Consider the following 24,431-nt stretch of genomic DNA (forward strand, 5'->3'; position numbering starts at 1 on the left):
AAGTAGTTCTTTTTTTCTAACAAAATCGATTTCTCCATCTATGGTAAATATTAAAACGGGGAAGAATCTTATTCTTCGTGAATTTTATGCTATTTTTGTCTGTCTATTAAATAAAAGAAGATGAAGAAATTTAATCTATTCCTATTATTTATATTCCTAATCCCAAGCATTTATTTCTCATCATGTCTGAAAGAGGATGAAGAGGATTTAGATATCCCTTCTATTGAGTATGCAAGAATGAATATGCATGACACAATATATACGAATGAAGGGATAAAAATAATATTGAATGATAGTATAAGTCCTGATCATAAAGAAGATACAGTCGTGATGGATAAATGGTTGTATATAGATGCCAAATTTCAGGATAAGGGGAGAGGATTATCATCTTTCAAAGTGGAAGTCGAACTACTTTATAAATATATTGGAGATAGTTCAGTGAATCCTGAAATATATAAAGATTCAATCCTGAAAATTATGAGACGAGGGAATAATATTTATGGGGAAAAGGAAGCTAATATTTATGGAAATAGACTAGTTAAAATGACAGACTCTATAGTTCGTAATAATAAAGGTGAACTAATCCCTTTGAAATTGGTAGAGGGGAAATATGATACGAAGATTGTTTGTGTGGATATTGCTGGCAATAAAGACTCAATCACCTTTCCTGTGAGATATCTTTATAGAAGTACAGTCCTCAAGAATAGAGCAAAATAAGATTCATATTGAAAATATTACAGCATACTAATAGCCTATTAGTATGCTTTTTTTATTATTTACTCGTCATACGACTCAATAATATTTACTTTTGTTTTATCTAATTTTTTAATCATAAATAGATGAAACAAAAACATTTTAGAGAACAGCAAACAGCTTTTAGATTCAAGAGGTTTGCCCGAAAAGCGTACAGTGCATTTAATAGTATGCACAAAGTAGTAAACATTGGAGTCGTCACCGGCTGTGCAATTGCATTCTTACCGAGTTCTACCATTACAGCGCAAAAGACAGCTAATGTAGAAGAGCAGCAGAAGGTAATGGAAGAAGAGTTGGAAGAGGTGATGGTTACAGCTTCGAGAGTCGAAATGCCAATTAATCAAACCTCGAAATTAGTAACTGTAATTACTAAGCAGCAAATTCAGCAATCTCCTGTCCAGAGTATTCAAGACTTGTTAGTTTACGCCGCTAACATAGATGTGATTCAAAGAGGCGGACATGGTGTACAAGCCGATATTTCGATCCGTGGAGGATCTTTCGATCAAAATGCAGTACTTCTCAATGGGGTAAACCTATCTAATCCACACACAGGTCACTACAGTTTCGATATCCCAATCAATCTTTCCGATATTGAACGTATTGAAATTATTCATGGACCATCCGGTCTTATTTACGGTTCAAGTGCCTTTACTGGCGGAATTAATATCATCACAAAAAAAGAAGCAGATTATAAGGCTTATGCTAATGTTGAATCAGGGATGCATAAGTTAAAAGGTATTGAGGTGCGTGGGGCAGCCAATACAGGTATTTCAACTCATAGTTTGTCAGTCGGGCATAATTCTTCAGAGGGCTATGTAGCTAATAGTGATTATGATATCTATAATCTACTATGGCAAACCCATTTCAGGTTGAAACATGAAGCAAAATTAAGTTTACAATTGGGTTATAATGATAAGAAGTATGGAGCAAATACTTTTTACTCAGCAGCCTATCCTAATCAATACGAACAAACCAGTTCATATATAAGTTCTGTAAAAGGAGAGTTCGGTTCTAAATTTAAGGTAATTCCCATCTTATATTGGAATAGGCATCATGATCAATTCGATTTGATAAAAGGTGAAGACTTTGGACGAAATTTTCACCGAAATGATACTTATGGAGCAAATTTGATTTTATCCTATCGTTCAAAACTGGGAACTACTAATTTTAGTGGTGAATTGAGAAAAGAAGATATTATGAGTTCAAATCTAGGGCAACAGATGGTTAAGCCGCATCGGAAATATACAAAATATGATGACCGCCTCAACACTAGTTTATCTCTAGAACATACTCTTAATATAGAAAAACTCGTAGTCTCCGCAGGGGTGATGATGAATCATAATACTTTGCTTAAAGGAGAGTATGGGTTTTATCCATCTGTGAGTGCAACTTATCGTCCTTCATCAGAATTAAGTTTTTCCAGTTCTTGGAGTAAATCTACACGTATGCCTACATTTACCGATTTATATTATCAGGCTCCAACTCATGTAGGAAAAAATGGCTTGAAACCGGAGAAATCGGAATCTTTAGAATTAGGTATAAAATATAAAAAGTCTTTTGTTTCGACCTATCTGACAGGTTTCCTTATGTGGGGAGAAGATATAATCGATTGGGTAAAACAAAAGCCAGAAGATACTGCATATTCGGCATGGAATATGAGTAAAATAGATACAAAAGGTATTGAGACAGGAGCTACTTTCAGGTTAGGGGAAATATTACCTTTTTTAGGAGACGAGGCTTTATTATCTCTCGACTATGCTCGTATGTTTCAAGATGCTAATACCGGAGACATGATCTCGATGTATTCTCTAAACTATTTGAGAGATAAATTTACAACAAAATTTAATCATAAAATCTATAAAGGTTTGTCTGCAGGATGGTATTTCCGCCTTCAAAAACGGATGGGAGTATATGAAAAATATCATGGAAAAGATATAAAACCAACAATAGAGCATTATCCTGCATTTTCTACCTTGGATCTGAAACTGAACTATGAATATAAAGATATCGTATTCAAATTGAGCCTGAATAACATATATGATACATATTATTACGATAGAGGAAATATTCCACAATCTGGCTTTTGGTTAATGGGAGGTATTAGTTATACTATAAAATAAATAATAGCTATGATTTGTTTTTTATACGTATTGCTCTCTTCTTTTATACCTTCAGAAAAAGAATTTAAGTTCCAAAATGGAGATTTGATATTTCAAGAAGCATGTAGTGGTGATTCTGATAATACGATAAAAGCTGTAACTACTAGTATTGGAAACTATCAGTTTACACATGTTGGAATAGTTTATATCGACGATAAGGATTCTGTTTATGTGTTGGAAGCAACACGTCCAGCGGTTACTTTGACTCCTATAGATGAGTTTTTATATCCTGATAATCAATATGAATGTTATCCAAAATCAGTAGTTGGTCGATTAAAGCAAGGGTATATTCATCTCATTCCCGAAGCTTTAACAATAGGATTAGGCTTAATAGGGAAAGAATACGATGATGGTTTTATTCTTGGTAATGATAAGTACTATTGTTCAGAATTGGTATATGATATACTAATGAAGGCAAATAGCAATAATCATGTTTTTCCTTTGAATAGAATGACATTCAAGTCCGAAGATGATGGAAAGTTTACGGAGGGGTGGATTCAGTATTTTGAAAAATACAAATTACCTATTCCGGAGGGAAAACTAGGAATAAACCCCGGTGCGATGTCTCGATCTGATATTATTGATATGGTGTATAGCTTTGAGTAGCAGAGAAAAATAATAGAGGGTAAGGACTGTAAAATAGATTACTTTTTTATCCTCTATTGCATAAATAATTTAGCATTTGTTAAAATGATTTTATATATTTGAGAATAAGAGTATAAATTGAAAAACCTTAAAATATTATATTATGAAAAAATTAACTTGTACTTTATTGTGTTTATGCTTACTTATTGGAATACTTTCGTGTTCAAGTAATAAGTCTGTATCTCTTACTGACTCCAATAAATCATTAATTAAAGGAAGTTGGATATTATTAGAAGAAAATGGAATTCCTGTAGATAGAAAGCAATTGAAGCATTATACCGAAAAGAATTTTATTTGGCATACGATGGATAAATCAAATATTATAAGGGTTTCTGCAGCCGGGGAATATACTATAGATGGAAATAAATTATTGGAGTTTGTAGAGATGACTACACTTAGTAGCGCCCACTTTAAAGGTAATACAGCGCAAATAGAGATTAAGATTGATAATGATACTCTCTTCCAAAGTACAGTGTTGCCATCATCTATGCAAGAACTAGATTTTACCGAAAAATGGCTGAGACTTAAGTAAGTCTTTTATGCATTCACTTATTTATAAAACAAAAAGGCTTTAGAGTACCGAATTCTAAAGCCTTTTCTAACCTATATATTAAACTAATCCTTAACCTTTTTATAGTATTTCGGGGTATAGTCTTGGAAAAGTTCCGGATGGAATACATATGCTATATCTTTCAGGATATAGTCAGGATGTATGGGTAAGTCCTCGTAATAGCTGGAATAACCAGTATTGCAAGCATATACGTTTTTAGTCTTGAAAGCTTTGAAGTTAGAGTAGGGGGTATATTCATTTTTGAGAGTAGTATAAGTCATATCAACAGGCCAGTTGTATTTAACTAACCAAATATCACTATCTCCGGCTTTGTCCAGAACTGTTTCAAAATTTAAAGGCATATTTATAGCCGACCTGTCATCTGCCCAAGGGTAGGATGCACCTGCATCAGCTAGCATTTTTGCCATAAAACTTTGCCCTCCGGGTGCATTCCATTTACCTTGGTAGCGTAAATCTAGAAGTACAGTAGGACGATTTTTTGCTTTTGAAACAATCTCTTTTATAGTATTGTAGTTCTTCTCGGTTATCTGGAATAGCGAGTCGGCTAATTGCTCAGTGTCAGTAAATAAGGAGTAAAAACGTATCCATTCTGCTCGCCCAAGCGGATGAGGTTCTGTATAGTCAATAGTTTCAATAATCGGAATTCCTGTTTTTTCTATCGAGCCATATGTCCATCCTTGTATTGGCGTAGCCATTATAGCATCAGGGCTGAGCATGATAATTTTTTCGGTATCAGGCTTGCTTGCCATACCTAAGTTTTCAATATTTCCATTTTTTACACCTTGCTGGATAAAGTCTATTTTTATATATTGAGGCTCGCAAACACCTTTTATGATATTTATCTGGTGCAATTCGTTAAGTGTAGAGCAATGAATTGTAGAGTAAGTTGCAACACTTTTGAGAGGAGTCCTTACAATTGTTCCTTTGGGTAGATCCTTTGGTAGTTCAGCTTGTTTATCGACTAATATATATGTTTGCAACATGCGGGTTGTGTCCCAAGGGTTTCGGACAGAAACTTTTGTATAACTATCAAACTTTTCTACAGTGAAACCTTTCGCATAATGTATTGTATATTCACTATGTAGGGGTGCTGAACTTTGTCTTACAGGCTGCGAGTTGCTGCAACCTGTAAGAATAAGTATAATTGTAAAAAATAGTATTGTTCTAATTATTCTCATATTATTTATCTAATAGGAAAATATGCACCTACAGGGTTAATGCCGGCTGTGTCAAATTTATCTTTAAATGTACCATCGGCACTAAATATATACATATCTCCATTGTTTGTGTAGTCGCTGGTGCTGATATAAACATCTCCGCTAATAGGATCAACAGACATTGAGAAGGCTTTATCTAAACCGCCTTTCATCGATTCCGGTAATTTGAAATACTCTTTGTCTACAAGAATCTTGCTGTTTATATCATAATATACAATTTTGTGAGCAGCACCTTCTTCTCCCCATATTTCCTTTAGTAAGAAAAGTTTGTTTTTATCCTTACTCATTACCATTTTAGAAGCAATATCGGTACCAACCACTGATAAACTCTTACTGCTTGGGTTATATACTTGTATTTGAGATTTTACGTTACTTCCTCCCCATGTTTTACCTAGCGATAGTATATATACATTTCCAGAGTTGTCTGTTGTTGTATAACTCGGATTTTGAGTAACATCAAGTGTAGATGATACAGTAAATCCCGAAAGGTTAACGATCGAAACTGTATTACCATCTCCATAGCCGGAGTTAGGAACATACAGCGTATTATTGATTGCTGTCATTTGCTCAGGATATGATCCTACTTTTACTTTTGCGTCTATTTGCATCGATGTCGTATCTATTCGAAGCACATATCCTGCCTTTGTAGATACATACACTTTACCATCATAAGCTGTTGCAAACCTTGGTTCGGCAGGCTCATCTTTATCATTCTTAGGATCTAGAATCACATCAGAACCATCACTATAGGTCTGAAGCTTTCCTTTTAAGTCTGTAATGTATATTTTGTTAGAAGTGGTAACTGCTATATACATTTTCGATCCATATACAACCATGTCATTGGCTGTACCTCCTAATAACATGTTGTTTTGTCCTTTGAATATGTTCTTTGAATACTCTTTTGTCTCAGGGTTATATATTCCTAAGTTAGAATTATTATCCCCATGTTTTCCAGAGTTTAAAATGTATACACTACCTGTTTTTTCTTCAAATCTAGGATCGGTATCATCGTCATTGCTACATGATGCAAATCCTAAAGCTAATATTGAGGTGAGAACCCCATACAATAAAAATTTTTTCATTTCTTTTTCTGATTTTTTATAGTTAAAATTTGTAGCCGGCCGTTATTTTGAAAGATCTACCCGGCATGGGGTAGTATCTTATGATATCATAATTTTTGTTGCCTATATTTTGAATATTTCCTTGTAGATACAAGTCGGATTTGGATACTTTAAACTGTTTATAAAGCGAGATACTATGATCGGTATATCCTTTTACCTTGTTGTCTGCTATATTCTGAGGGTTCATATAACGATCACCAGACATCAGTATGGTATATGAGATGTTTAGCCAAGGAGTGTTTAATCCTACAGTTGCAGATCCTGAATGTTCAGGAGTATAAGGTATTTGATCTTTATAGTTCTTGTCAGAACTAGAGGTCACATCTATAGCTTTCATATAGCTATATACGCCCTCAATATTTAATTTAAATTTAGGAGTTAGAATAACTTCTGTGAAAGCATTAATGTCAGTTCCTTTCATTTCTACTTCACCAAGATTCATCGTGCGAGGTATAAACATTGTAGGTATGATGATGATCTTGTCATGTATCTTATTATAGTAGCCATCTATAGATAATTTGACGAAGCTTATAGGACTTTCTGTAAATTCAGTTAACCATGTTGTTCCTATATTGAACTGATTTGCCGTTTCAGGTTTAAGTGATTTTATTACGGTAGAATAATAAAGCTCTGTAAATGTTGGGATCCTAAAACCATGTTTATAAGATGCTCTGATGCGGATAGCCTCAGAGTTGAAAGGTGCAAAAGAAACCCCTACGGATGGAGATAACTTTTTAAATTCTTGGTTTGGATAATTGTTTTGATTCTTTTCAGATACGTAGGTCATGAGAAGGCTTGCAGTAGCCGTGAGCCGTTGAGTCTTATATTGGGCTGCAAGCGAAGTTAATGAACCATATCTTTTAGGAAAAGGTTGGTTGTTTGTTGAGTTCTCAGTATCATTCAATGGTTTTGCCAATCTGTTTTTCAAATGATTGAATGACAGATCCTCTGCAATAGAAAGTTGAATTTTGTCATTTACTGTGTATAATAATGCGTTTGACCAATATACTTCTTGCTCGGTATATTTATTATGTATCTGATCAGAACCATATTTTTCCTCATACTGAGAATTTGTATCAGTATATCGGGTGTAATTGTTATCGTATTTAGCTTGACTTTTAAATTTGAAGTTGCTGTTGAAATCTTTAGAATAAGTAGATTGAATAAAGAAACTCCTGTTTTTTAGTCGCTCTTTTGCAAAGTCATTGGCTATGGTAATACTTCCTGGTAGTCCTCGTTCCGAATCATAGTAGTATAGTTTAGTTTTTAGACTTTCCGCATTCCCCAAGTCATTATGCAAGTTAACCTCCGAGCGTAAGATACTTGTATCACTATTCTTCCTTTTTCTGTTAGGAAGAAGTTTATCTTCTTTGACCGTAAAAGGATAATTCCCATCTGCCCGTTGCCAATTGATGTTAGCTGTAACAATAAACCGATTAGATATTTTTTGCTGATAGTCTATCGACGGATTGAATAAACCAAAAGATCCTCCTGTTACTTTTAGGTGTCCTTTATAATTTTTATCAAAAAAAGTAGGAGTTATAGTCTGTAAATTCAAGACTCCAGCTGAAGAAAATGCTTTTGCAGTCTGAAAAATATTATCTGATTGACCTATGTTTAATGATAGAACCGAAATGTTGTCCAGTGAGAATCGACTGATATCTACTTGTCCCGATTGCATATTACTCACTATTATACCATCGTAGCTGATGGCGGTGTGCTCAGCACCCATCCCTCGGATAGAAACAGTTTTTAGACCACCTATACCTCCATAATCTTTCAATACTATACCATTAAATCTTTTTACGGCATCGGAAACCGATTGTAGTCCTTGCTCTTCGAAATTCTGGGCTGTCATTATTTGTAATGGGGTAGAAGAGCGAGTAGTAGAGGGTGTTGCAGATGCAGATATTTCTACAGGCGATAAGTTACGGGCATTGATGCTGTCGTTTATCTGAGCATTAGTAGAAACAAACACTGTTATAAAAAGGATTAAGATCAGGATAGTTCTCATTACTGCATTAGCAATTTTAATTATTAATTAAAATGCTTCCGATAAGAACAAAATAAAAGAAAGGCTGTATTCTTTACAAATGTTTCTTAAGCTCTATTCCTCGAAAGCTTTCCGAATATATGCCTTGCAGGTCTTCTGACTTACTCCTTACTTGTGCGGCCTTCCCGTTTGTTCCGAAACAGTGGCGTGGGTTGCACAAGCTTTGCGAAGCTTACAGCAGCGGGTCTGTTCAGGATTTTCACCTGATTCCCTTTTAATCTGTATTGAAGAAAATTCAATACCAGAACAAAGCGTTACAAAGGTATGAATAAAAATAAATGCAAAACAAAAAAATGATCATATTATTTAAAATAAAGTGATAGGACGTTGATTGATTGTTAGTTGTAAAACATGGTAAGGAAAAGAGTTTGAGTATTATTATAATTTGTATATTTGTCATAGATTGATTGTAAAATATAATTCTTAATACATATGCCACAAGTATCAAACCGAGGAGTGGAAATGCCTAATTCGCCTATCCGAAAATTGGCTCCTTTATCAGATTCAGCAAAAGCTAGAGGTTTAAAGGTGTATCATCTAAATATAGGACAACCAGATGTTCCTACACCTGAAGAAGGATTGGAAGCCTTACGAAATATAGATAGGAAAATATTAGAATATAGTCCGAGCGATGGTTTTAGATCATATAGAGAAAAACTTGTTGGCTATTATGCGAAGTATAATATAAATGTTTCGGCAGATGATATAATTATCACAACAGGTGGGTCGGAGGCTGTTTTGTTTGCATTTCTCGCTTGTTTGAACCCAGGTGATGAGATTATTGTCCCTGAGCCTGCATATGCCAACTATATGGCTTTTGCAATTTCGGCAGGAGCAATTATTCGTCCGGTCGTTTCGACTATAGAAGAAGGGTTTGCGCTTCCTTCAGTAGAAAAATTTGAAGAGCTGATCAATGAGAAGACAAAAGGGATTATGATATGTAACCCTAACAACCCAACCGGATACCTTTATTCGCGTACAGAAATGAATCAGATCAAGAATTTAGTTCAGAAGTATGATTTATTTTTATTTTCGGATGAGGTATATCGCGAGTTTATCTATACTAACTCTCCTTATATTTCAGCTTGCCACTTGGTAGGGATTGAAGATAATGTAGTTCTTATCGACTCAGTATCTAAACGCTACAGTGAATGTGGTATTCGTATCGGAGCATTGATTACGAAAAATAAAGAATTGAGAAAAACATTAATGAAGTTTTGTCAAGCTCGCTTGAGCCCGCCTTTGTTGGGGCAAATTGTAGCAGAAGCTTCTATTAATGCAAGTGAAGAATATTTGAGAAGTACATATGACGAGTATGTAGAAAGACGAAAATTCTTGATCGATCGTCTGAATAGAATTCCCGGTGTTTATTCTCCAATACCTATGGGAGCATTCTACACTGTGGCTCGCCTTCCGGTAGATGATGCGGATAAGTTTTGTGCATGGTGTTTGTCTGATTTCGAGTACGAAGGACAAACTATATTTATGGCTCCAGCTTCAGGGTTCTATACCGATCCTGAATTAGGTAAGGATGAAGTGCGTATAGCTTATATTTTAAATAAAGATGATTTGGACAAAGCTCTCACTGTTCTCGAAAAAGCATTGGAAGCCTATAATGCATTGAGAGATAATAAAGGGAACGCAAAAAAGAAATAAATTCATTTCTTATTTATCTCATATGATAAAGCATTGTCTGATGGCAATGCTTTTATATTTTGATATAAGAAGGATGTAATGTTCTGTTCAAATAGTTTACTTTTGTGAGATAAATATGTATCAATAATTAATAGACATAAATGAAAAAACTAGTATTTGCTACAAATAATGCTCATAAGCTAGAAGAGGTTAGAGCCGTTGTTGGTAATAAATTTGAAATATTAAGCCTTAAAGAGATAGGCTGCCACGAAGACATTGATGAACCTGGAGAAACGCTGCAAGAGAATGCCTTGATAAAAGCACGCTATGTAAAAGAAAAATATGGCTACGACTGTTTCGGTGATGATACAGGTTTGGAGGTGGAAGCTTTAGATGGGGCTCCAGGAGTCTATTCTGCTCGTTATGCAGGTGGAGATCATGATTCTGTTGCTAATATGCAAAAGCTCCTAAAAGAACTGAATGGAGCGATTAACCGAAAGGCTCATTTTCGTACAGTTATCGCGCTAATAATGGATGGAGAAGAGCATCTATTCGAAGGAAAAATCAACGGATCTATTATAGAAGAGCAACGAGGTGCAACAGGTTTTGGATACGATCCTGTATTTATGCCTGATGGATATAATCATACGTTTGCCGAATTGGGGAGTGAGGTGAAAAATAATGTAAGTCATCGAGCATTAGCTGTGAAAGCATTATGTGAATTTTTAGAAAAGATTGAGTAAATTCGAGAAATACTTACTCAAAATAATAACTTATTTAAAATAGTTTATCAGGCAATTATTTTGTATTTTTGTGTCGCTAAAGCTTAAATAGATTAAAAAAAGAACTAACACTTATATAAATCATATATTTTAAAAACATGGCTTTAAAATTTATGACTGCTGAAGAGGCAGCCGCACTTATCAACAACAATGACAACGTGGGATTTAGCGGATTTACTCATGCTGGATGTCCCAAAGTAGTACCAGGATTTATCGCTAAGCGTGCAGAAGAAGAACACGCAAAAGGAAATCCGTTCAAAATCAATGTATTTACTGGTGCATCAACAGGTGATAAACTAGATGGCGAGCTAACCAGAGCAAATGCAATAAATTTCCGTGCGCCTTATCAAACCAATAAGGATATGCGCGAAGCCATCAATAAAGGTCAAGTGAAATATTGTGACTTGCATCTTTCTACAATGGCTCAGGATATTCGTTACGGATATTACGGAAATATTGATGTTGCTATTATCGAAGCTTGTGACGTTACCGAAGATGGAGAAATCGTTCCAACATGTGGTGTTGGTATTTCACCTACAGTAGCTCGTTTGGCTAAGACTGTTATTGTGGAACTGAACGAATGGAATCCAAAAGAATTGAGAGGAATGCACGATATACCGGAGCCTCTTGATCCTCCTTATCGTAAAGATATTCCAATTTACGGAGTGCGTGATAGAGCCGGAAAAGATCATATCAAAATAGATCCTTCAAAAATCGTTGTTGTAAAAACTAACGAAGAGAACGAAGGAAGCGGATTTGCTCCAGTAGATGAAGTTACTTCTAAGATCGGAGAAAATGTAGCGAAATTCTTTATCCAAGAAATGAAAGAAGGTCGTATGCCTAAAACATTCTTGCCAGTTCAGTCAGGTGTAGGTAATATTGCAAATGCAGTATTAGCCGCAATGGGTGAAAGTAAAGAAATTCCGGATTTTGAAGTATACACAGAAGTTATTCAAGACGCAGTAATCGGTCTGATGGAATCAGGACGTGTTAAATTTGCAAGTGGGTGTTCTCTTACAGTAAGTAACCCTTGTATTGAGCATATATACAAGAATCTAGATTTCTTCAAGGATAAAGTTGTTTTACGCCCTTCAGAATATTCAAACAATCCCGAGGTTGTACGTCGTTTAGGTGTTATTGCTATCAATACAGCGATCGAAGCTGATATTTATGGTAATATCAACTCAACACACATTTCGGGAACTAAGATGATGAACGGAATCGGAGGTTCTGGTGATTTTACTCGTAGTGCTTATATTTCAATCTTCGTTACTCCATCAGTAGCTAAAGGAGGAAAAATTAGTTCTATCGTGCCATTAGTATCACATGAAGATCATAGTGAACACTCTGTGAAGATTATCGTATCTGAATATGGTGTTGCTGACCTTCGTGGTAAATGCCCTGAAGAGCGTGCTCAAGAGATCATCAACAAATGTGCACACCCAGATTATCGTCCTTTGCTACAAGAGTATATTAAGAACGCTCCGCAAGGAAACACTCGTTTCGATATGTACAATGCATTTGCTTTCCACGAAGCATTGGCAGAAACAGGCGATATGAAAAATGTGAAATGGAGAAAACCAAATAAAGCTTAACTCCATAGCTTTATTACACATTATAACTATAAAAGCCTTTCGATTTTCCGTCGAAAGGCTTTTCTTTGTATCCTTTAATTATTAGGTACTTTAAAAGTTTTATAGATGACTGTTCTTTACGAAGATAATCATATCATTATAGTCAATAAGTCGGTGTCAGAAATTGTTCAGGGAGACAAGACCGGAGATAGACCATTATCTGAGATAGTGAAAGACTATATTAAAGAAAAATATAATAAACCTGGAAATGTTTTTCTTGGGGTGACGCATCGTCTAGATCGTCCTACAAGTGGAATCGTTGTTTTTGCAAGAACAAGTAAAGCTTTGCCTCGCTTGAATGAGATGTTTAAGAATAAAGAAGTAAGCAAGACTTATTGGGCGGTGGTAAAGAACAGACCAAAACAAGATGAAGGTGCATTGAAACATTATTTGGTTCGGAACGAAAAACAGAATAAATCTTATGCTTACGATGTAGAGAAGCCCAACTCTAAACTAGCTATCCTTCATTATAAGCTGATAGCTCATTCTGATAAGTATAATTTGTTGGAAGTTGATTTGGAAACAGGGCGCCATCACCAGATTCGCTGCCAGTTGTCTAAAATAGGTTGTCCTATCAAAGGAGATTTAAAGTATGGAGCAGAGCGTTCCAATCCCGATGGAGGTATAAATCTTCATGCAAGAAAAATATCCTTTATCCATCCCGTATCTAAAGAGAAGATTGAGGTTGTGGCTCCGGTGCCGGAAGACAACTTATGGAAGGCATTCGAAAAGACCGTATAAAAGAATATAGTATCTTTACTTAAGTTTATAAAAAATATTCATGATTATAATAGACCTTATTTCAAAAGCTTTAGATATTAAAGCTTCGCAAATTAGCAAGACTGTTGAACTGTTAGACTCAGGTGCGACAATCCCATTTATTAGTCGCTATCGCAAAGAAGTAACTGGTGGACTAGATGAAGTTCAGATTGGATCAATCAAAGAGCAACATGATAAGTTGCAAGAGCTAGTGAAGCGGAAAGAGACTATTCTTAAGTCGATAGAAGAGCAAGAAAAATTAACTCCCGAGCTAAAAACACGTATTGAGAATACATGGGTATCATCCGAGCTGGAAGATATCTATCTACCTTATAAGCCAAAACGTCAGACACGTGCAGAAAAGGCTCGTAAGAAAGGTCTGGAAGGATTGGCTAAAGTCATTATGGCTCAACAGCCAATCGATGTGGAAGCTAAAGCCCAGACATATGTAAAGGGTGAGGTGAAAGATACAAAAGAAGCCATTTCGGGAGCTCAGGATATTATTGCCGAATGGGTAAATGAAGACGAATATGCGCGTAATACAATTCGGAATCTTTTTCAACGCGAGGCAGTAATAACCTCTAAGGTGGTGAAAGGTAAGGAAGAGGAAGGAGATAAGTATAGAGACTACTTTGATTTTTCGGAGAAGTTGAGTAAAGCTAGTTCTCACCGTATTTTGGCAATTAGGAGAGGTGAGGCTGAAGGTTTTTTACAGGTCAATATAGCCCCTGACGAAGATACTGCCTTGGAGAGATTGGATAAACGTTTTCTGAAAGGAGACAATGATAATCAGGCTACTAACTATGTTGCGGATGCGATTGAAGATTCTTATAAGAGACTGTTGAAACCCTCTATCGAAACAGAGTTCTCTGCTCTGTCGAAAGAACTAGCTGACGAAGAGGCTATTAGAGTTTTTATAGAGAACCTGCGCCAATTGTTGCTTGCTCCACCATTGGGGCAAAAGAGAGTATTAGGTATAGATCCCGGCTATCGTACTGGTTGTAAGTTAGTTTGCCTTGATGCCGAAGGTAATCTACTGCATAATGAAACAATCTACCCGCATCCTCCTCAAAATGAGTACAATAAGGCTGCATCGAAAGTGTCTAAACTGGTAACTACCTATAATATAGATGCTATTGCTATAGGTAATGGGACAGCTAGTCGCGAAACAGAAAGATTTATTACAAATACGCGTTACGAGAAAGGAGTAAAAGTCTTTGTCGTCAGCGAAAACGGAGCTTCTATCTATTCAGCATCTAAGATTGCCAGAGACGAGTTTCCTGACTATGACGTAACTGTCCGCGGTGCAGTCTCTATCGGGCGGAGACTGATGGATCCTTTAGCGGAATTGGTAAAGATAGACCCTAAATCGATAGGAGTGGGGCAGTATCAGCACGATGTAGATCAATCTAAATTGAAAAAGTCTCTTGACCTCACTGTCGAAAGCTGTGTAAACCTAGTGGGTGTAAATGTGAATACAGCTAGTAAACACTTGTTGACGTATGTGTCGGGATTAGGTCCTGTATTGGCTCAAAATATAGTAGATTATCGTGCCGAACATGGAGCTTTTAAGTCACGAAAAGAGTTGAAGAAAGTCCCTCGCATGGGCGAGAAAGCCTACGAACAATCTGCGGGTTTCTTGCGGATTGCAGGTGCTGATAACCCTCTGGATAATTCAGCTGTGCATCCGGAAAGTTATCATATCGTAGAAAAGATGGCGAAAGATTTGAAGACCACAGTCAAAGATCTTATCGAAAATAAAGAATTGAAAAAATCGCTTGACCTAAACAAATACATAACCGATTCAGTAGGTTTGCCAACGCTCAACGATATCATAGAAGAGTTGGATAAGCCGGGACGAGATCCTAGGAAAGGTATAAAAGTATTTGAGTTTGATCCTAATATAAGGACAATAGAAGACTTGCGAGAGGGAATGGTACTTCCCGGAATAGTAACGAACATTACGAACTTTGGTTGCTTTGTTGATGTTGGTATCAAAGAGAATGGCTTGGTACATATATCGGAACTCGCTGATAAATTTGTCTCAGATCCCACAGAGGTAGTCTCATTGCACCAGCATGTGGAAGTGAAGGTGTTGTCTGTTGACTTAGGAAGAAAAAGAGTTCAACTCTCGATGAAGAAATAAACAGAAAACGAGCCACTATTTAGCGGCTCGTTTTCTGTTTATTTGCTTATTTTAGTTTGAATACTATAGGTAATGTGAAATATACCGGTACTGTATTCCCATTTTGTCTGCCGGGTATCCAATTAGGCATGCTTTTTACTACTCTTAGGGCTTCTCTGTCGCAACTAGGGCTAACTCCTCGTAGAACTTCAATGTTGGATATCTCTCCTGTTTTGCTTACAACGAATCGTATGGTTACTCTACCTTGAGTTCCAGTTTCTTGATCCACAACCGGATATTTAAGATTATCCTTGATGAATTTGTACATTTCGGCTTCTCCTCCTGGAAATTGAGGCATGATTTCGGCAATAGATACAGGGGTAGTTCCACCATCTTTCCCTTTTCCAGAATCACCATCCCCCGAAATAAGATTTTCTATAGTTTTTCTCACTGCATTTTCGTCGGTAGAACCATCTTCTACATTAAAGGCTCCAATTGTAGTATTGTCTTTTGTCAATTCTTCCATAGTCATCATGGTTTCATCTTCATCCGTAACTTCATCGTTATCTACTATAGTAGGAGGTACAAATTTTTTCATTTCCACAAATTTAGGAGGTTCCGGAGCCGTAGGAGGTAAAAGGTCTGCAATGTTCTCTTCCGGTTTCTGCATAACTGTCACCTTTCGTTCACCATCTATCGTTACTTTTATCTCAGCTGTTTTAGCCGATACAGATTCCATAATCAGAGGCAGAAAAGATACTAACAATGTTGCTGTCAGAATAAGTAAAAATGCAAGTACATGTCTTTTCCACGATGTTTGACGAAGAGCAAATGCTCCATATTCTTTATTCTTATTTTCGAAAACAATGTCACACCATTCAGTGGAGTTTAAATTAGCTAAATTTTTCATAATTGTAAGTTTTAAATTGTTAGTTAATCTTTCCCCTTTTTATCTAATAGATATCTGAATGCTTTAATTTCCATAAATGAAGATTAAAAAATCTCAATTAAGTTTTAAAAAGTAATTGTAGTGCATTGTGATACACCTTATTTTTACTTTTTTTGTAGTCAATTATTTATGTATAACTTCGTAAAGTATTACATTTGTTATTCAAATAAGCAGTAAAGAGAGCCAATGTCAGATTCAATTGTTATAATACCCACCTATAATGAGAAAGAAAACATCGAAGCTATAATCAAAGCGGTGTTTGACTTACCTAAATCATTTCATATACTCGTTGTGGACGATAATTCGCCCGATGGTACAGCCGGTATTGTAAAAAGCTTGCAAGAGACATATTCCGAAACATTACATCTTTTGGAAAGAGCAGGGAAGCAAGGCTTAGGGACAGCTTATATCGCCGGATTCAAGTGGGCGCTAGATCGTAGTTATGAATATGTGTTCGAGATGGACGCAGATTTTTCTCACAATCCGAATGACTTATTGCGCTTGTATTCCGCATGTGCCGAAGAGGGAGCAGATATGTCTGTCGGTTCTCGTTACTATAGCGGAGTAAATGTCGTCAATTGGCCTATGGGACGTGTACTGATGTCTTATTTTGCCTCTAAATACGTCCGTTTTATTACCGGAATGAAAGTACATGATGCTACAGCAGGATTTGTTTGTTATAAGCGAAATGTTTTAGAAACAATCGATCTGGATGATATTCGTTTCAAAGGTTATGCTTTTCAGGTGGAAATGAAATATACAGCCTATTGCTTAGGCTTTCAGATTAAAGAAGTTTCTATTGTTTTTGTAAATCGTATGTTGGGTACTTCTAAGATGAATTCGGGTATCTTTGCCGAAGGAGTTTTTGGAGTTATAACAATGCGCTTCCGACAATTATTCGGAGGAATCAAAAAAAAGAAATAAATAACCTATCTTTGCAAATAATTTAAAGTTTGTAAATATTTCGTATGAAAATTATTTGCGTCGGTCTTAACTACCAATCTCACAATAAAGAAATGAACAGACCATTGTCTAACCCCGACGATGATCCTGTTTTGTTTATGAAACCCGATACAGCATTGCTAAGCGGAGATAAACATCAATTTTATATCCCTGATTTTTCTTCCGATATTCATTACGAGACAGAACTTGTTGTCAGAATAGATAAGATGGGTAAAAATATAGCTGAGCGCTTTGCCCACCGTTATTACAAAGAAATAACGCTAGGTATAGACTTTACGGCAAGAGATATACAGGCCGAACTGAAAAAGAAAGGACTTCCGTGGGAAATCTCCAAAGCTTTTGACAATTCAGCTGCAATCGGATCTTTCATACCTAAAGATAAATATGAAAAAGAAATACAACAGCTCGATTTTCAGTTGGATATAGACGGTGTAACCGTTCAGGCGGGAAATACCTCCGATATGATTCATTCTGTTGATAAAATTGTGGCTTATGTAAGCCGTTTCTTTACGCTGAAGACTGGTGATTTAATCTTTACGGGAACACCGGCGGGAGTCGGGCGAGTAGCTATCGGTAATCATCTTGTGGGGACGCTAGAAGGAGATATCGTGTTAGATTTGAATATTTGCTAATGTTCGAATGTTAAATTTATTGTATAAAACAATAAAGACTATAAAAAAATGTTATCTATATATGTAATATAATGCAAACTTATAATTACCTTAACCAAAGTATTTTTATAAAAGAAATAAAAAAAGATCAATGAAGAATAGTTTAAAGAAAAGCATGCTAGTAGGAGCCTTAGCTTTGGCTTCGTTTAGTGTTTTTGCTCAAAAAGAAATGAATCCTATAACAACAGCTATGCCATCGCTAGGAATTGCTCCTGATGCCAGAGCCGGAGGTATGGGGGATGCAGGTGTGGCTACAGCTCCTGATATTTATTCTCAACATTGGAATCCTGCAAAATATGCATTTGCAGTAAGTAAAGCAGGGGTAGGACTTTCATATACTCCTTGGCTACGCAAAATAGTAAATGACATTGCTCTTGTATATGGAGTAGGTTATTACAAATTAGGAAATGAAAACAATCAGGCATTGAGTGCCTCTGTTCGTTATTTTTCTGTTGGCGATGTGAAAGTTGCTAATGCATCAGGTGTTTTTGACGGATTAATCCTTAGTCCTCACGAATTCACAGTGGATGTAGCCTATTCTCGTAAATTGACAGAAACATTCTCCGGATCGGTTGCTGTACGCTATATCAGAGCAGACTATTCGGGTGCAGATAACGGTGAAACCTCAGCCGGGAATGCTTTTGCAGCTGATATTTCGGGATATAACGAATCTTATATCAACTTAGGTCAATCAGAAAGTTTATTGAGCTTTGGATTCAATATTTCCAATATCGGTACAAAAATATCGAACAACGACGGAGTTACAAATGACTTTCTTCCAACTAATATGCGCATAGGTGCATCATTAATGTATCCGGTGAATGATGTGAGTACTTTATCATTTAGTCTCGACCTGAATAAGTTATTAGTTCCTACACCTCCTCTTAGAGAAGATGGTGAAGAATTATCTGACTTTGAAAGTAGAATGAGAGAATACCGTGATATTAGCCCTATAACAGGTATATTCAAATCTTTCGGTGATGCTCCCGGTGGTTTTTCGGAAGAGCTAAAAGAAATAATGTGGTCGTTAGGTGCAGAATATGACTTTGATAATAAGTTCCGTCTTCGTACAGGATATTTTTACGAAAACAAATATAAAGGAAACCGTCAATACCTGACTTTTGGTGCAGGGTTTAAGTTGACTGCTTTCCAGCTAGATGTAGCTTATATGCTGGCAACAGCACAACAAAATCCATTGGATCAAACATTGCGCTTTGCATTGGCATTTGATATTGATGGTATGAAAAATTTATTTAGATAAAACAATTTATTGAGGGATGAAGATAAGAGTAGGCTTTGGATACGATGTCCATCGTTTAGCTGACAATAGAGACCTTTGGCTTGGTGGTGTTAAGATAGAACATACACAAGGGCTTCAAGGACACTCTGATGCTGATGTTTTATTACATGCAATTTGTGATGCTCTTTTGGGGGCTGCTAATCTGCGCGATATAGGTTTTCATTTTCCTGATACGGCAAGTGAATACAAAGATGTAGATAGTAAACTGTTGCTTAAGAAAACATTGGAAGTAATCACAGAGAAAGGATATAAGATAGGGAATATAGATGCTACAATATGCGCCGAACGTCCTAAGATTAATCCTCACATTCCTCAAATGCAAAAAGTAATAGCAGAGATATTAAATATACCGGAAGACGATATATCTATTAAAGCAACAACCTCGGAAAAAATGGGGTTTGTAGGTCGCGAAGAAGGCTTTGCGGCATATGCTGTTGCTTTGATTGAGAAATGATAGTTAAACACACATGGCAGGAGAAGAGAGTATGAAACCTATTATTGAAAAAACAGCAGATGGGTCTCATACTCTCTTTGTTTCGGAGCTAGACGAGCACTATCATTCTGTAAATGGGGCGATACAAGAATCGAATCATGTTTTTATAGAGACTGGATTGAAGCATTGCGAAAAAGATACAATCTCTATATTTGAAGTAGGATTTGGTACCGGACTGAATGCGTACCTTACCCTGCTCGAAGCCAAGAAAAGTGATAAAGTGATTTATTATACTTCCATAGAGGCTTATCCTTTAGATAAGGACTTGATAAGAGAACTTAATTATCCTCATCAACTGTCAGCAGATTCTCTATCTTACTTCTATCGGTTACATGATGCAGAATGGGGAGCAGAAGTAAAAATTTCAGATAATTTTTATTTACGAAAACTCCATGCCGATTTTGTACAATTTGACTTTTCTCAAATAACCAATCAGCAGGATCTTATTTATTTCGATGCCTTTGCTCCAGATAAACAACCTGATATGTGGAGTCAGGATATTTTCAACCAGTTATATAAACTGTCTTCTGCGCAAGGGATATTAGTGACATACTGTGCCAAAGGTGTTGTGCGTCGGATGATGCAACAGGCGGGTTATACTACAGAACGACTTCCCGGTCCTCCCGGAAAAAGAGAAATGCTAAGAGCAACAAAACGTTAAAAACAAATCTGATTTTTAACGTTTTCTGCGGCTTTATTATCTTAAAAGATAAGTTTAATGCTCTTGATCTATTCCTTTTGATCACTATCTTTGTAATCCTTTTTGAAAGAATAAATTAATGAAAATAGATACGATAGAATTTTCTGATTTTCCCGTGTTTTTAGCTCCTATGGAGGATGTTACAGATATGGGATTTCGTTTGATGTGTAAACAGTTTGGGGCAGACATGGTTTATACTGAGTTTGTTTCTAGTGATGCCCTGATTCGGTATGTAAATAAAACCACCGAAAAATTAAAAATAAGCGAAGCAGAGCGCCCCGTTGCTATTCAGATTTATGGTCGCGAAGTAGATGCAATGGTAGAGGCAGCTAAAATTTGCGAAGAAGCTCAACCTGATATTTTAGATATTAATTTTGGTTGTCCTGTTAAGAAAGTAGCAGGTAAAGGAGCCGGTTCGGGAATGATGCGTACTCCCGATCTGATGGTGGAGATAACAAAAGCTGTAGTAAAAGCAGTAAAAATACCGGTAACAGTAAAAACCCGTCTTGGGTGGGACAATGATTCTAGGATAATAGTTGATTTAGCTGAAGAATTGCAAGATACCGGCATTAAAGCATTGACAATACATGGACGTACACGTGCGCAAATGTATACCGGAGATGCAGACTGGAGCCTTATTGGCGCTGTGAAGAATAATCCGAGAATGCATATTCCTATTATTGGCAATGGTGATGTTACTTCTCCCGAAATCTGTAAAAAACGATTTGATGAAACAGGTGTGGATGCCGTGATGATTGGTCGCGGAAGTATTGGTAGTCCCTGGCTTTTTGAAGAAGTAAAACATTACCTGAAAACAGGTGAATTACTGCCTAAAAAAGAGTTCAACTACTATTTGACGATCTTGAAAGACCTGATAAATAAAAATGTAGAGAACTCAGGAGAACGCGGAGGTATTATCCATAGTCGCCGTCATATAGCTGTCAGTTCTTTGTTTAAAGGAATACCTGACTTTAAAAAGACGCGTGTAGCTATGTTGCGGGCAGAGACTCTTGACGAACTGTTTGCTATAATGGACGATATTCCTACACAATTCTCACTATAATTACCTATTTTTGTATATCTATATAACGAACGACATAAATCAACATGGAACAGAAATTATCAATTTATAATACACTTACTCGTACAAAAGAAGTTTTCGAACCACTTCATGCTCCTCATGTGGGAATGTATGTTTGTGGTCCGACAGTATATGGAGATGGGCATCTTGGACATGCTCGGCCAGCTATAACTTTCGATTTGTTGTTTAGGTATCTTTCCCATATAGGTTATAAAGTACGTTATGTAAGGAATATTACGGATGTTGGTCATCTGGAAAATGATGCGGACGAGGGAGAAGACAAAATAGCAAAGAAGGCCAGATTGGAGCAATTGGAGCCTATGGAAGTTGTTCAGTATTATACAAACAGATACCATAAAGCTATAGAAGAACTGAATGTATTGCCACCTTCGATAGAACCTCGTGCTTCGGGACATATTATAGAACAGATAGAAGCGATAAAAAAGATATTGGAGAGTGGTTATGCCTACGAAAGTAATGGCTCTGTATATTTTGATGTAGAAAAATATAATAAAGATTTCGATTACGGCATTCTTTCGCACCGCAATATAGAAGAGATGCTGGCTTCAGGGCGAGAGCTTGATGGACAAGAAGAAAAACGGAATAAGATAGATTTCGCCTTATGGAAAAAGGCCTCTCCTGAGCATATCATGCGATGGCCTTCACCTTGGAGCGATGGCTTTCCGGGGTGGCATATCGAATGTACTTGCATGAGCATTAAATACTTAGGCGAAGAGTTTGATATACACGGTGGTGGCTTGGACTTAATGTTTCCGCATCATGAGTGTGAGATAGCACAAAATACTGCCATAGAGAAAAAACGTGTTGTTAAGTATTGGATGCATAACAATATGATTACAGTCAATGGTCAAAAAATGGGTAAGTCGTTGGGCAACTTTATTACATTGGATGAATTCTTTACAGGTTCGCACAAGATGCTGACTCAGGCTTATTCTCCTATGACTATCCGTTTCTTCATTCTTCAAGCGCATTATCGTAGTACTGTAGATTTCAGTAACGAAGCTTTACAAGCGGCAGAAAAAGGTCTGCAACGATTGCTCGAAGCTTATGGAAGAATAGAAAAAGCTCCACTGTCAGGTGTGTCTTGTGTAGGTCTTCAAGGTTTACGTCAAAAATGTTATGATGCATTGAATGATGACCTGAACTCGGCAATGGTGATTGCTCACTTGAGTGAAGCGAGCACTATTATCAACTCGGCTTGTGCAGGCAATATCACACTGACGAAAGCCGATAAAGAAGAGTTAAAAGATATATTTGATACGTTCTTGTTTGAGATATTAGGAATTCGTAATCAGGTAGTATCAGGAGGAGCAAATGTTGAAGCCTTTGGTAAAGCTGTAGATATATTGTTAGATATTCGTCAGAAAGCGAAGGAGAATAAAGATTGGGCTACCTCAGATCTTATTCGTAATCAATTGGCTGAAGCCGGTTTTGAAATTAAAGATGGTAAAGACGGAACAGAGTGGACATTGAAATAAAGGTTATAACTCATAAGATAATTTATATTTTTTCAGACCCCTATATTTTCATTTTATAATTTTATGAAGAAATGATAAATTATCAAACACATACATTGGGTAACGGGCTTCGTATTGTCCACAAACCAATAGTTAGCAATGTCTCTTATTGCGGTTTCATTGTAAATGCCGGTACTCGTGACGAATATCCGGACGAGCATGGTATGGCTCATTTTGTTGAACATATGCTATTTAAAGGAACGAAGAAAAGACGTTCCTATCATATCGTAAATCGGATGGAAAGCGTGGGGGGAGACTTGAATGCTTTTACCAATAAAGAAGAAACCGTTATCTATTCGGCCTTTCTAGAAGAACATTTTCAAAGAGCAATAGAGCTATTGTCAGACCTGACTTTCAATTCAGAATTTCCTCAAATAGAAATAGAAAAAGAAGTTGATGTTGTCATTGATGAAATACATTCATATGAAGATACTCCATCTGAATTGATCTTTGATGAATTTGAAAATCTTGTTTTTAAAGATTCTGCTATTGGACATAATATATTGGGTGATGAACAATCTCTACTGACTTTTGATACAGAAAAAGTACGGAAATTTGTAGATCGTTATTATGTTCCAGAGAATATCGTTTTCTTTTCTTTGGGTAAAACAGATTTCAAGAAAATTATATATTGGGCAGAGAAGTATATGGGAGCAATAAAACCTTCATTAATAAAGTATTTTGATAGGTTATCGCCTCAGAAAGTAGATTCTCTGAAAAAAATAGAAGAAAAAGATACAGCTCAAGCTCATGTTGTATTAGGAGGCAGATCATATTCACTTCATCATCCTCAGAGAAGAGTTCTTAAACTACTGAACAATATACTAGGTGGGCCGGGAATGAATAGCCGATTAAATCTGTCGCTAAGAGAGAAAAGAGGGTATGTTTATACGGTTGATTCTTCTGTAACTTCATACACCGATACCGGAGTTTTGTTTATCTATTTTGGGTGCGACAAGAAGAATGTCGATAAATGCTTAAGGCTTGTAGAAAAAGAAATATTGCAGCTGAAAACGCAAAAAATGACAGACTTACAATTATCCAAAGCTAAGAAGCAATTTATGGGGCAATTGGGAGTGATGAATGACAATCATGAGAATATAGCTATGTCGTTAGGCAAAAGTTTTATGCATTATAATCATTTCAGTAGTCTGGATGAAATATTTTCAAAAGTAGATTCAATAACATCAGAGCAAGTACTGGAAGTTGCAAATGAAATATTTGATGAAAGAAATCTTTTTCGATTGATATATAATTAATTATTTTAACTTTGTGCTATTAT

General features: G+C 36.3%; 21 protein-coding genes and 1 riboswitch. Of the genes, 17 read left to right on the forward strand and 4 right to left on the reverse strand.

What is annotated here, in order from left to right:
• The first annotated feature begins 120 nt into the window (after positions 1-120).
• From DHU68_RS05210 to DHU68_RS05225, 4 genes are all read left to right on the forward strand, one after another.
• Complete coding sequence (locus tag DHU68_RS05210; protein WP_108821925.1) at positions 121-717, forward strand: hypothetical protein; 597 nt, start codon at positions 121-123, stop codon at positions 715-717.
• 122 nt (positions 718-839) lie between these two features.
• Positions 840-2,873, forward strand: a complete 2,034-nt coding sequence (locus DHU68_RS05215; RefSeq protein ID WP_108821926.1) for a TonB-dependent siderophore receptor — start codon at positions 840-842, stop codon at positions 2,871-2,873.
• A gap of 9 nt (positions 2,874-2,882) precedes the next feature.
• Positions 2,883-3,518, forward strand: coding sequence for a YiiX/YebB-like N1pC/P60 family cysteine hydrolase (locus tag DHU68_RS05220; RefSeq protein ID WP_108821927.1), 636 nt, complete (start codon positions 2,883-2,885; stop codon positions 3,516-3,518).
• Positions 3,519-3,660: 142 nt separating this feature from the next.
• Positions 3,661-4,089, forward strand: coding sequence for a hypothetical protein (locus DHU68_RS05225; RefSeq protein WP_108821928.1), 429 nt, complete (start codon positions 3,661-3,663; stop codon positions 4,087-4,089).
• Between the two features lie 83 nt (positions 4,090-4,172).
• Here the strand turns inward: DHU68_RS05225 and DHU68_RS05230 are convergent, their stop codons facing one another.
• The 3 genes from DHU68_RS05230 to DHU68_RS05240 are packed head-to-tail and all read right to left on the reverse strand — an operon-like array spanning position 4,173 to position 8,480.
• Entirely contained in the window at positions 4,173-5,306 is a 1,134-nt protein-coding gene (locus tag DHU68_RS05230) for an ABC transporter substrate-binding protein (RefSeq protein ID WP_108821929.1), read from the reverse strand.
• Positions 5,307-5,311: 5 nt separating this feature from the next.
• Positions 5,312-6,427: a YncE family protein gene (locus DHU68_RS05235; protein WP_108821930.1), complete on the reverse strand. Its 1,116-nt coding sequence runs from the start codon at positions 6,425-6,427 to the stop codon at positions 5,312-5,314.
• 22 nt (positions 6,428-6,449) lie between these two features.
• The gene (locus DHU68_RS05240) at positions 6,450-8,480 is read right to left on the reverse strand and encodes a TonB-dependent receptor (RefSeq protein ID WP_108821931.1); all 2,031 of its coding nucleotides are present in this window, start codon (positions 8,478-8,480) and stop codon (positions 6,450-6,452) included.
• A gap of 107 nt (positions 8,481-8,587) precedes the next feature.
• A riboswitch (cobalamin riboswitch) is annotated at positions 8,588-8,786 on the reverse strand.
• A gap of 165 nt (positions 8,787-8,951) precedes the next feature.
• On the opposite strand from DHU68_RS05240, the gene DHU68_RS05245 reads away from it, so the two are divergent.
• The 5 genes from DHU68_RS05245 (at position 8,952) to DHU68_RS05265 (ending at position 15,475) form a co-directional block, all read left to right on the forward strand.
• Positions 8,952-10,175: a pyridoxal phosphate-dependent aminotransferase gene (locus tag DHU68_RS05245; RefSeq protein WP_108821932.1), complete on the forward strand. Its 1,224-nt coding sequence runs from the start codon at positions 8,952-8,954 to the stop codon at positions 10,173-10,175.
• A 140-nt stretch (positions 10,176-10,315) separates the two neighbouring features.
• A complete protein-coding gene (locus DHU68_RS05250; protein WP_108821933.1) occupies positions 10,316-10,897 on the forward strand; it encodes a non-canonical purine NTP diphosphatase in 582 nt (193 codons plus the stop codon).
• Between the two features lie 137 nt (positions 10,898-11,034).
• A complete protein-coding gene (locus tag DHU68_RS05255) occupies positions 11,035-12,531 on the forward strand; it encodes an acetyl-CoA hydrolase/transferase family protein (protein WP_108821934.1) in 1,497 nt (498 codons plus the stop codon).
• Between the two features lie 105 nt (positions 12,532-12,636).
• On the forward strand, positions 12,637-13,311 hold the full coding sequence (locus DHU68_RS05260) for an RluA family pseudouridine synthase (RefSeq protein ID WP_108821935.1): 675 nt from the start codon (positions 12,637-12,639) through the stop codon (positions 13,309-13,311).
• Positions 13,312-13,351: 40 nt separating this feature from the next.
• Entirely contained in the window at positions 13,352-15,475 is a 2,124-nt protein-coding gene (locus tag DHU68_RS05265) for a Tex family protein (RefSeq protein WP_108821936.1), read from the forward strand.
• Positions 15,476-15,521: 46 nt separating this feature from the next.
• Here DHU68_RS05265 and DHU68_RS05270 read toward each other — a convergent pair whose 3' ends face one another.
• The gene (locus DHU68_RS05270; RefSeq protein ID WP_108821937.1) at positions 15,522-16,364 is read right to left on the reverse strand and encodes an energy transducer TonB; all 843 of its coding nucleotides are present in this window, start codon (positions 16,362-16,364) and stop codon (positions 15,522-15,524) included.
• Between the two features lie 225 nt (positions 16,365-16,589).
• On the opposite strand from DHU68_RS05270, the gene DHU68_RS05275 reads away from it, so the two are divergent.
• The 8 genes from DHU68_RS05275 to DHU68_RS05310 all read left to right on the forward strand — a co-directional run bounded on the left by DHU68_RS05275 (position 16,590) and on the right by DHU68_RS05310 (position 24,408).
• On the forward strand, positions 16,590-17,327 hold the full coding sequence (locus DHU68_RS05275; RefSeq protein ID WP_108821938.1) for a polyprenol monophosphomannose synthase: 738 nt from the start codon (positions 16,590-16,592) through the stop codon (positions 17,325-17,327).
• Between the two features lie 44 nt (positions 17,328-17,371).
• Entirely contained in the window at positions 17,372-17,998 is a 627-nt protein-coding gene (locus DHU68_RS05280) for a fumarylacetoacetate hydrolase family protein (RefSeq protein ID WP_108821939.1), read from the forward strand.
• 130 nt (positions 17,999-18,128) lie between these two features.
• Positions 18,129-19,298: a type IX secretion system outer membrane channel protein PorV gene (gene porV / locus DHU68_RS05285; RefSeq protein WP_108821940.1), complete on the forward strand. Its 1,170-nt coding sequence runs from the start codon at positions 18,129-18,131 to the stop codon at positions 19,296-19,298.
• A gap of 16 nt (positions 19,299-19,314) precedes the next feature.
• A complete protein-coding gene (gene ispF, locus DHU68_RS05290; RefSeq protein ID WP_108821941.1) occupies positions 19,315-19,791 on the forward strand; it encodes a 2-C-methyl-D-erythritol 2,4-cyclodiphosphate synthase in 477 nt (158 codons plus the stop codon).
• Between the two features lie 13 nt (positions 19,792-19,804).
• Positions 19,805-20,491, forward strand: a complete 687-nt coding sequence (gene mnmD / locus DHU68_RS05295) for a tRNA (5-methylaminomethyl-2-thiouridine)(34)-methyltransferase MnmD (RefSeq protein ID WP_255412452.1) — start codon at positions 19,805-19,807, stop codon at positions 20,489-20,491.
• 118 nt (positions 20,492-20,609) lie between these two features.
• Complete coding sequence (dusB, locus tag DHU68_RS05300) at positions 20,610-21,593, forward strand: tRNA dihydrouridine synthase DusB (protein WP_108821942.1); 984 nt, start codon at positions 20,610-20,612, stop codon at positions 21,591-21,593.
• 44 nt (positions 21,594-21,637) lie between these two features.
• Positions 21,638-23,110: a cysteine--tRNA ligase gene (gene cysS / locus DHU68_RS05305; RefSeq protein ID WP_108821943.1), complete on the forward strand. Its 1,473-nt coding sequence runs from the start codon at positions 21,638-21,640 to the stop codon at positions 23,108-23,110.
• Positions 23,111-23,181: 71 nt separating this feature from the next.
• Positions 23,182-24,408: a pitrilysin family protein gene (locus DHU68_RS05310; protein ID WP_108821944.1), complete on the forward strand. Its 1,227-nt coding sequence runs from the start codon at positions 23,182-23,184 to the stop codon at positions 24,406-24,408.
• Positions 24,409-24,431 lie beyond the last annotated feature (23 nt).

The sequence above is a fragment of the Dysgonomonas sp. Marseille-P4361 genome, from assembly GCF_900343125.1.
In the GTDB taxonomy this organism is placed as follows: domain Bacteria; phylum Bacteroidota; class Bacteroidia; order Bacteroidales; family Dysgonomonadaceae; genus Dysgonomonas.

What these genes read in the sequence shown, in the direction of transcription:
- DHU68_RS05255 (WP_108821934.1), top strand. Translation starts at nt 11,035, where the DNA reads ATGGCTTTAAAATTTATGACTGCTGAAGAGGCAGCCGCACTTATCAAC.
- mnmD (WP_255412452.1), top strand. Translation starts at nt 19,805, where the DNA reads ATGGCAGGAGAAGAGAGTATGAAACCTATTATTGAAAAAACAGCAGAT.
- DHU68_RS05245 (WP_108821932.1), top strand. Translation starts at nt 8,952, where the DNA reads ATGCCACAAGTATCAAACCGAGGAGTGGAAATGCCTAATTCGCCTATC.
- cysS (WP_108821943.1), top strand. Translation starts at nt 21,638, where the DNA reads ATGGAACAGAAATTATCAATTTATAATACACTTACTCGTACAAAAGAA.
- DHU68_RS05250 (WP_108821933.1), top strand. Translation starts at nt 10,316, where the DNA reads ATGAAAAAACTAGTATTTGCTACAAATAATGCTCATAAGCTAGAAGAG.
- DHU68_RS05210 (WP_108821925.1), top strand. Translation starts at nt 121, where the DNA reads ATGAAGAAATTTAATCTATTCCTATTATTTATATTCCTAATCCCAAGC.
- DHU68_RS05235 (WP_108821930.1), bottom strand. Translation starts at nt 6,427, where the DNA reads ATGAAAAAATTTTTATTGTATGGGGTTCTCACCTCAATATTAGCTTTA.
- DHU68_RS05270 (WP_108821937.1), bottom strand. Translation starts at nt 16,364, where the DNA reads ATGAAAAATTTAGCTAATTTAAACTCCACTGAATGGTGTGACATTGTT.
- DHU68_RS05310 (WP_108821944.1), top strand. Translation starts at nt 23,182, where the DNA reads ATGATAAATTATCAAACACATACATTGGGTAACGGGCTTCGTATTGTC.
- DHU68_RS05215 (WP_108821926.1), top strand. Translation starts at nt 840, where the DNA reads ATGAAACAAAAACATTTTAGAGAACAGCAAACAGCTTTTAGATTCAAG.
- DHU68_RS05230 (WP_108821929.1), bottom strand. Translation starts at nt 5,306, where the DNA reads ATGAGAATAATTAGAACAATACTATTTTTTACAATTATACTTATTCTT.
- DHU68_RS05240 (WP_108821931.1), bottom strand. Translation starts at nt 8,480, where the DNA reads ATGAGAACTATCCTGATCTTAATCCTTTTTATAACAGTGTTTGTTTCT.
- porV (WP_108821940.1), top strand. Translation starts at nt 18,129, where the DNA reads ATGAAGAATAGTTTAAAGAAAAGCATGCTAGTAGGAGCCTTAGCTTTG.
- DHU68_RS05260 (WP_108821935.1), top strand. Translation starts at nt 12,637, where the DNA reads ATGACTGTTCTTTACGAAGATAATCATATCATTATAGTCAATAAGTCG.
- DHU68_RS05280 (WP_108821939.1), top strand. Translation starts at nt 17,372, where the DNA reads ATGAAAATTATTTGCGTCGGTCTTAACTACCAATCTCACAATAAAGAA.
- DHU68_RS05225 (WP_108821928.1), top strand. Translation starts at nt 3,661, where the DNA reads ATGAAAAAATTAACTTGTACTTTATTGTGTTTATGCTTACTTATTGGA.
- DHU68_RS05265 (WP_108821936.1), top strand. Translation starts at nt 13,352, where the DNA reads ATGATTATAATAGACCTTATTTCAAAAGCTTTAGATATTAAAGCTTCG.
- DHU68_RS05275 (WP_108821938.1), top strand. Translation starts at nt 16,590, where the DNA reads ATGTCAGATTCAATTGTTATAATACCCACCTATAATGAGAAAGAAAAC.
- DHU68_RS05220 (WP_108821927.1), top strand. Translation starts at nt 2,883, where the DNA reads ATGATTTGTTTTTTATACGTATTGCTCTCTTCTTTTATACCTTCAGAA.
- dusB (WP_108821942.1), top strand. Translation starts at nt 20,610, where the DNA reads ATGAAAATAGATACGATAGAATTTTCTGATTTTCCCGTGTTTTTAGCT.
- ispF (WP_108821941.1), top strand. Translation starts at nt 19,315, where the DNA reads ATGAAGATAAGAGTAGGCTTTGGATACGATGTCCATCGTTTAGCTGAC.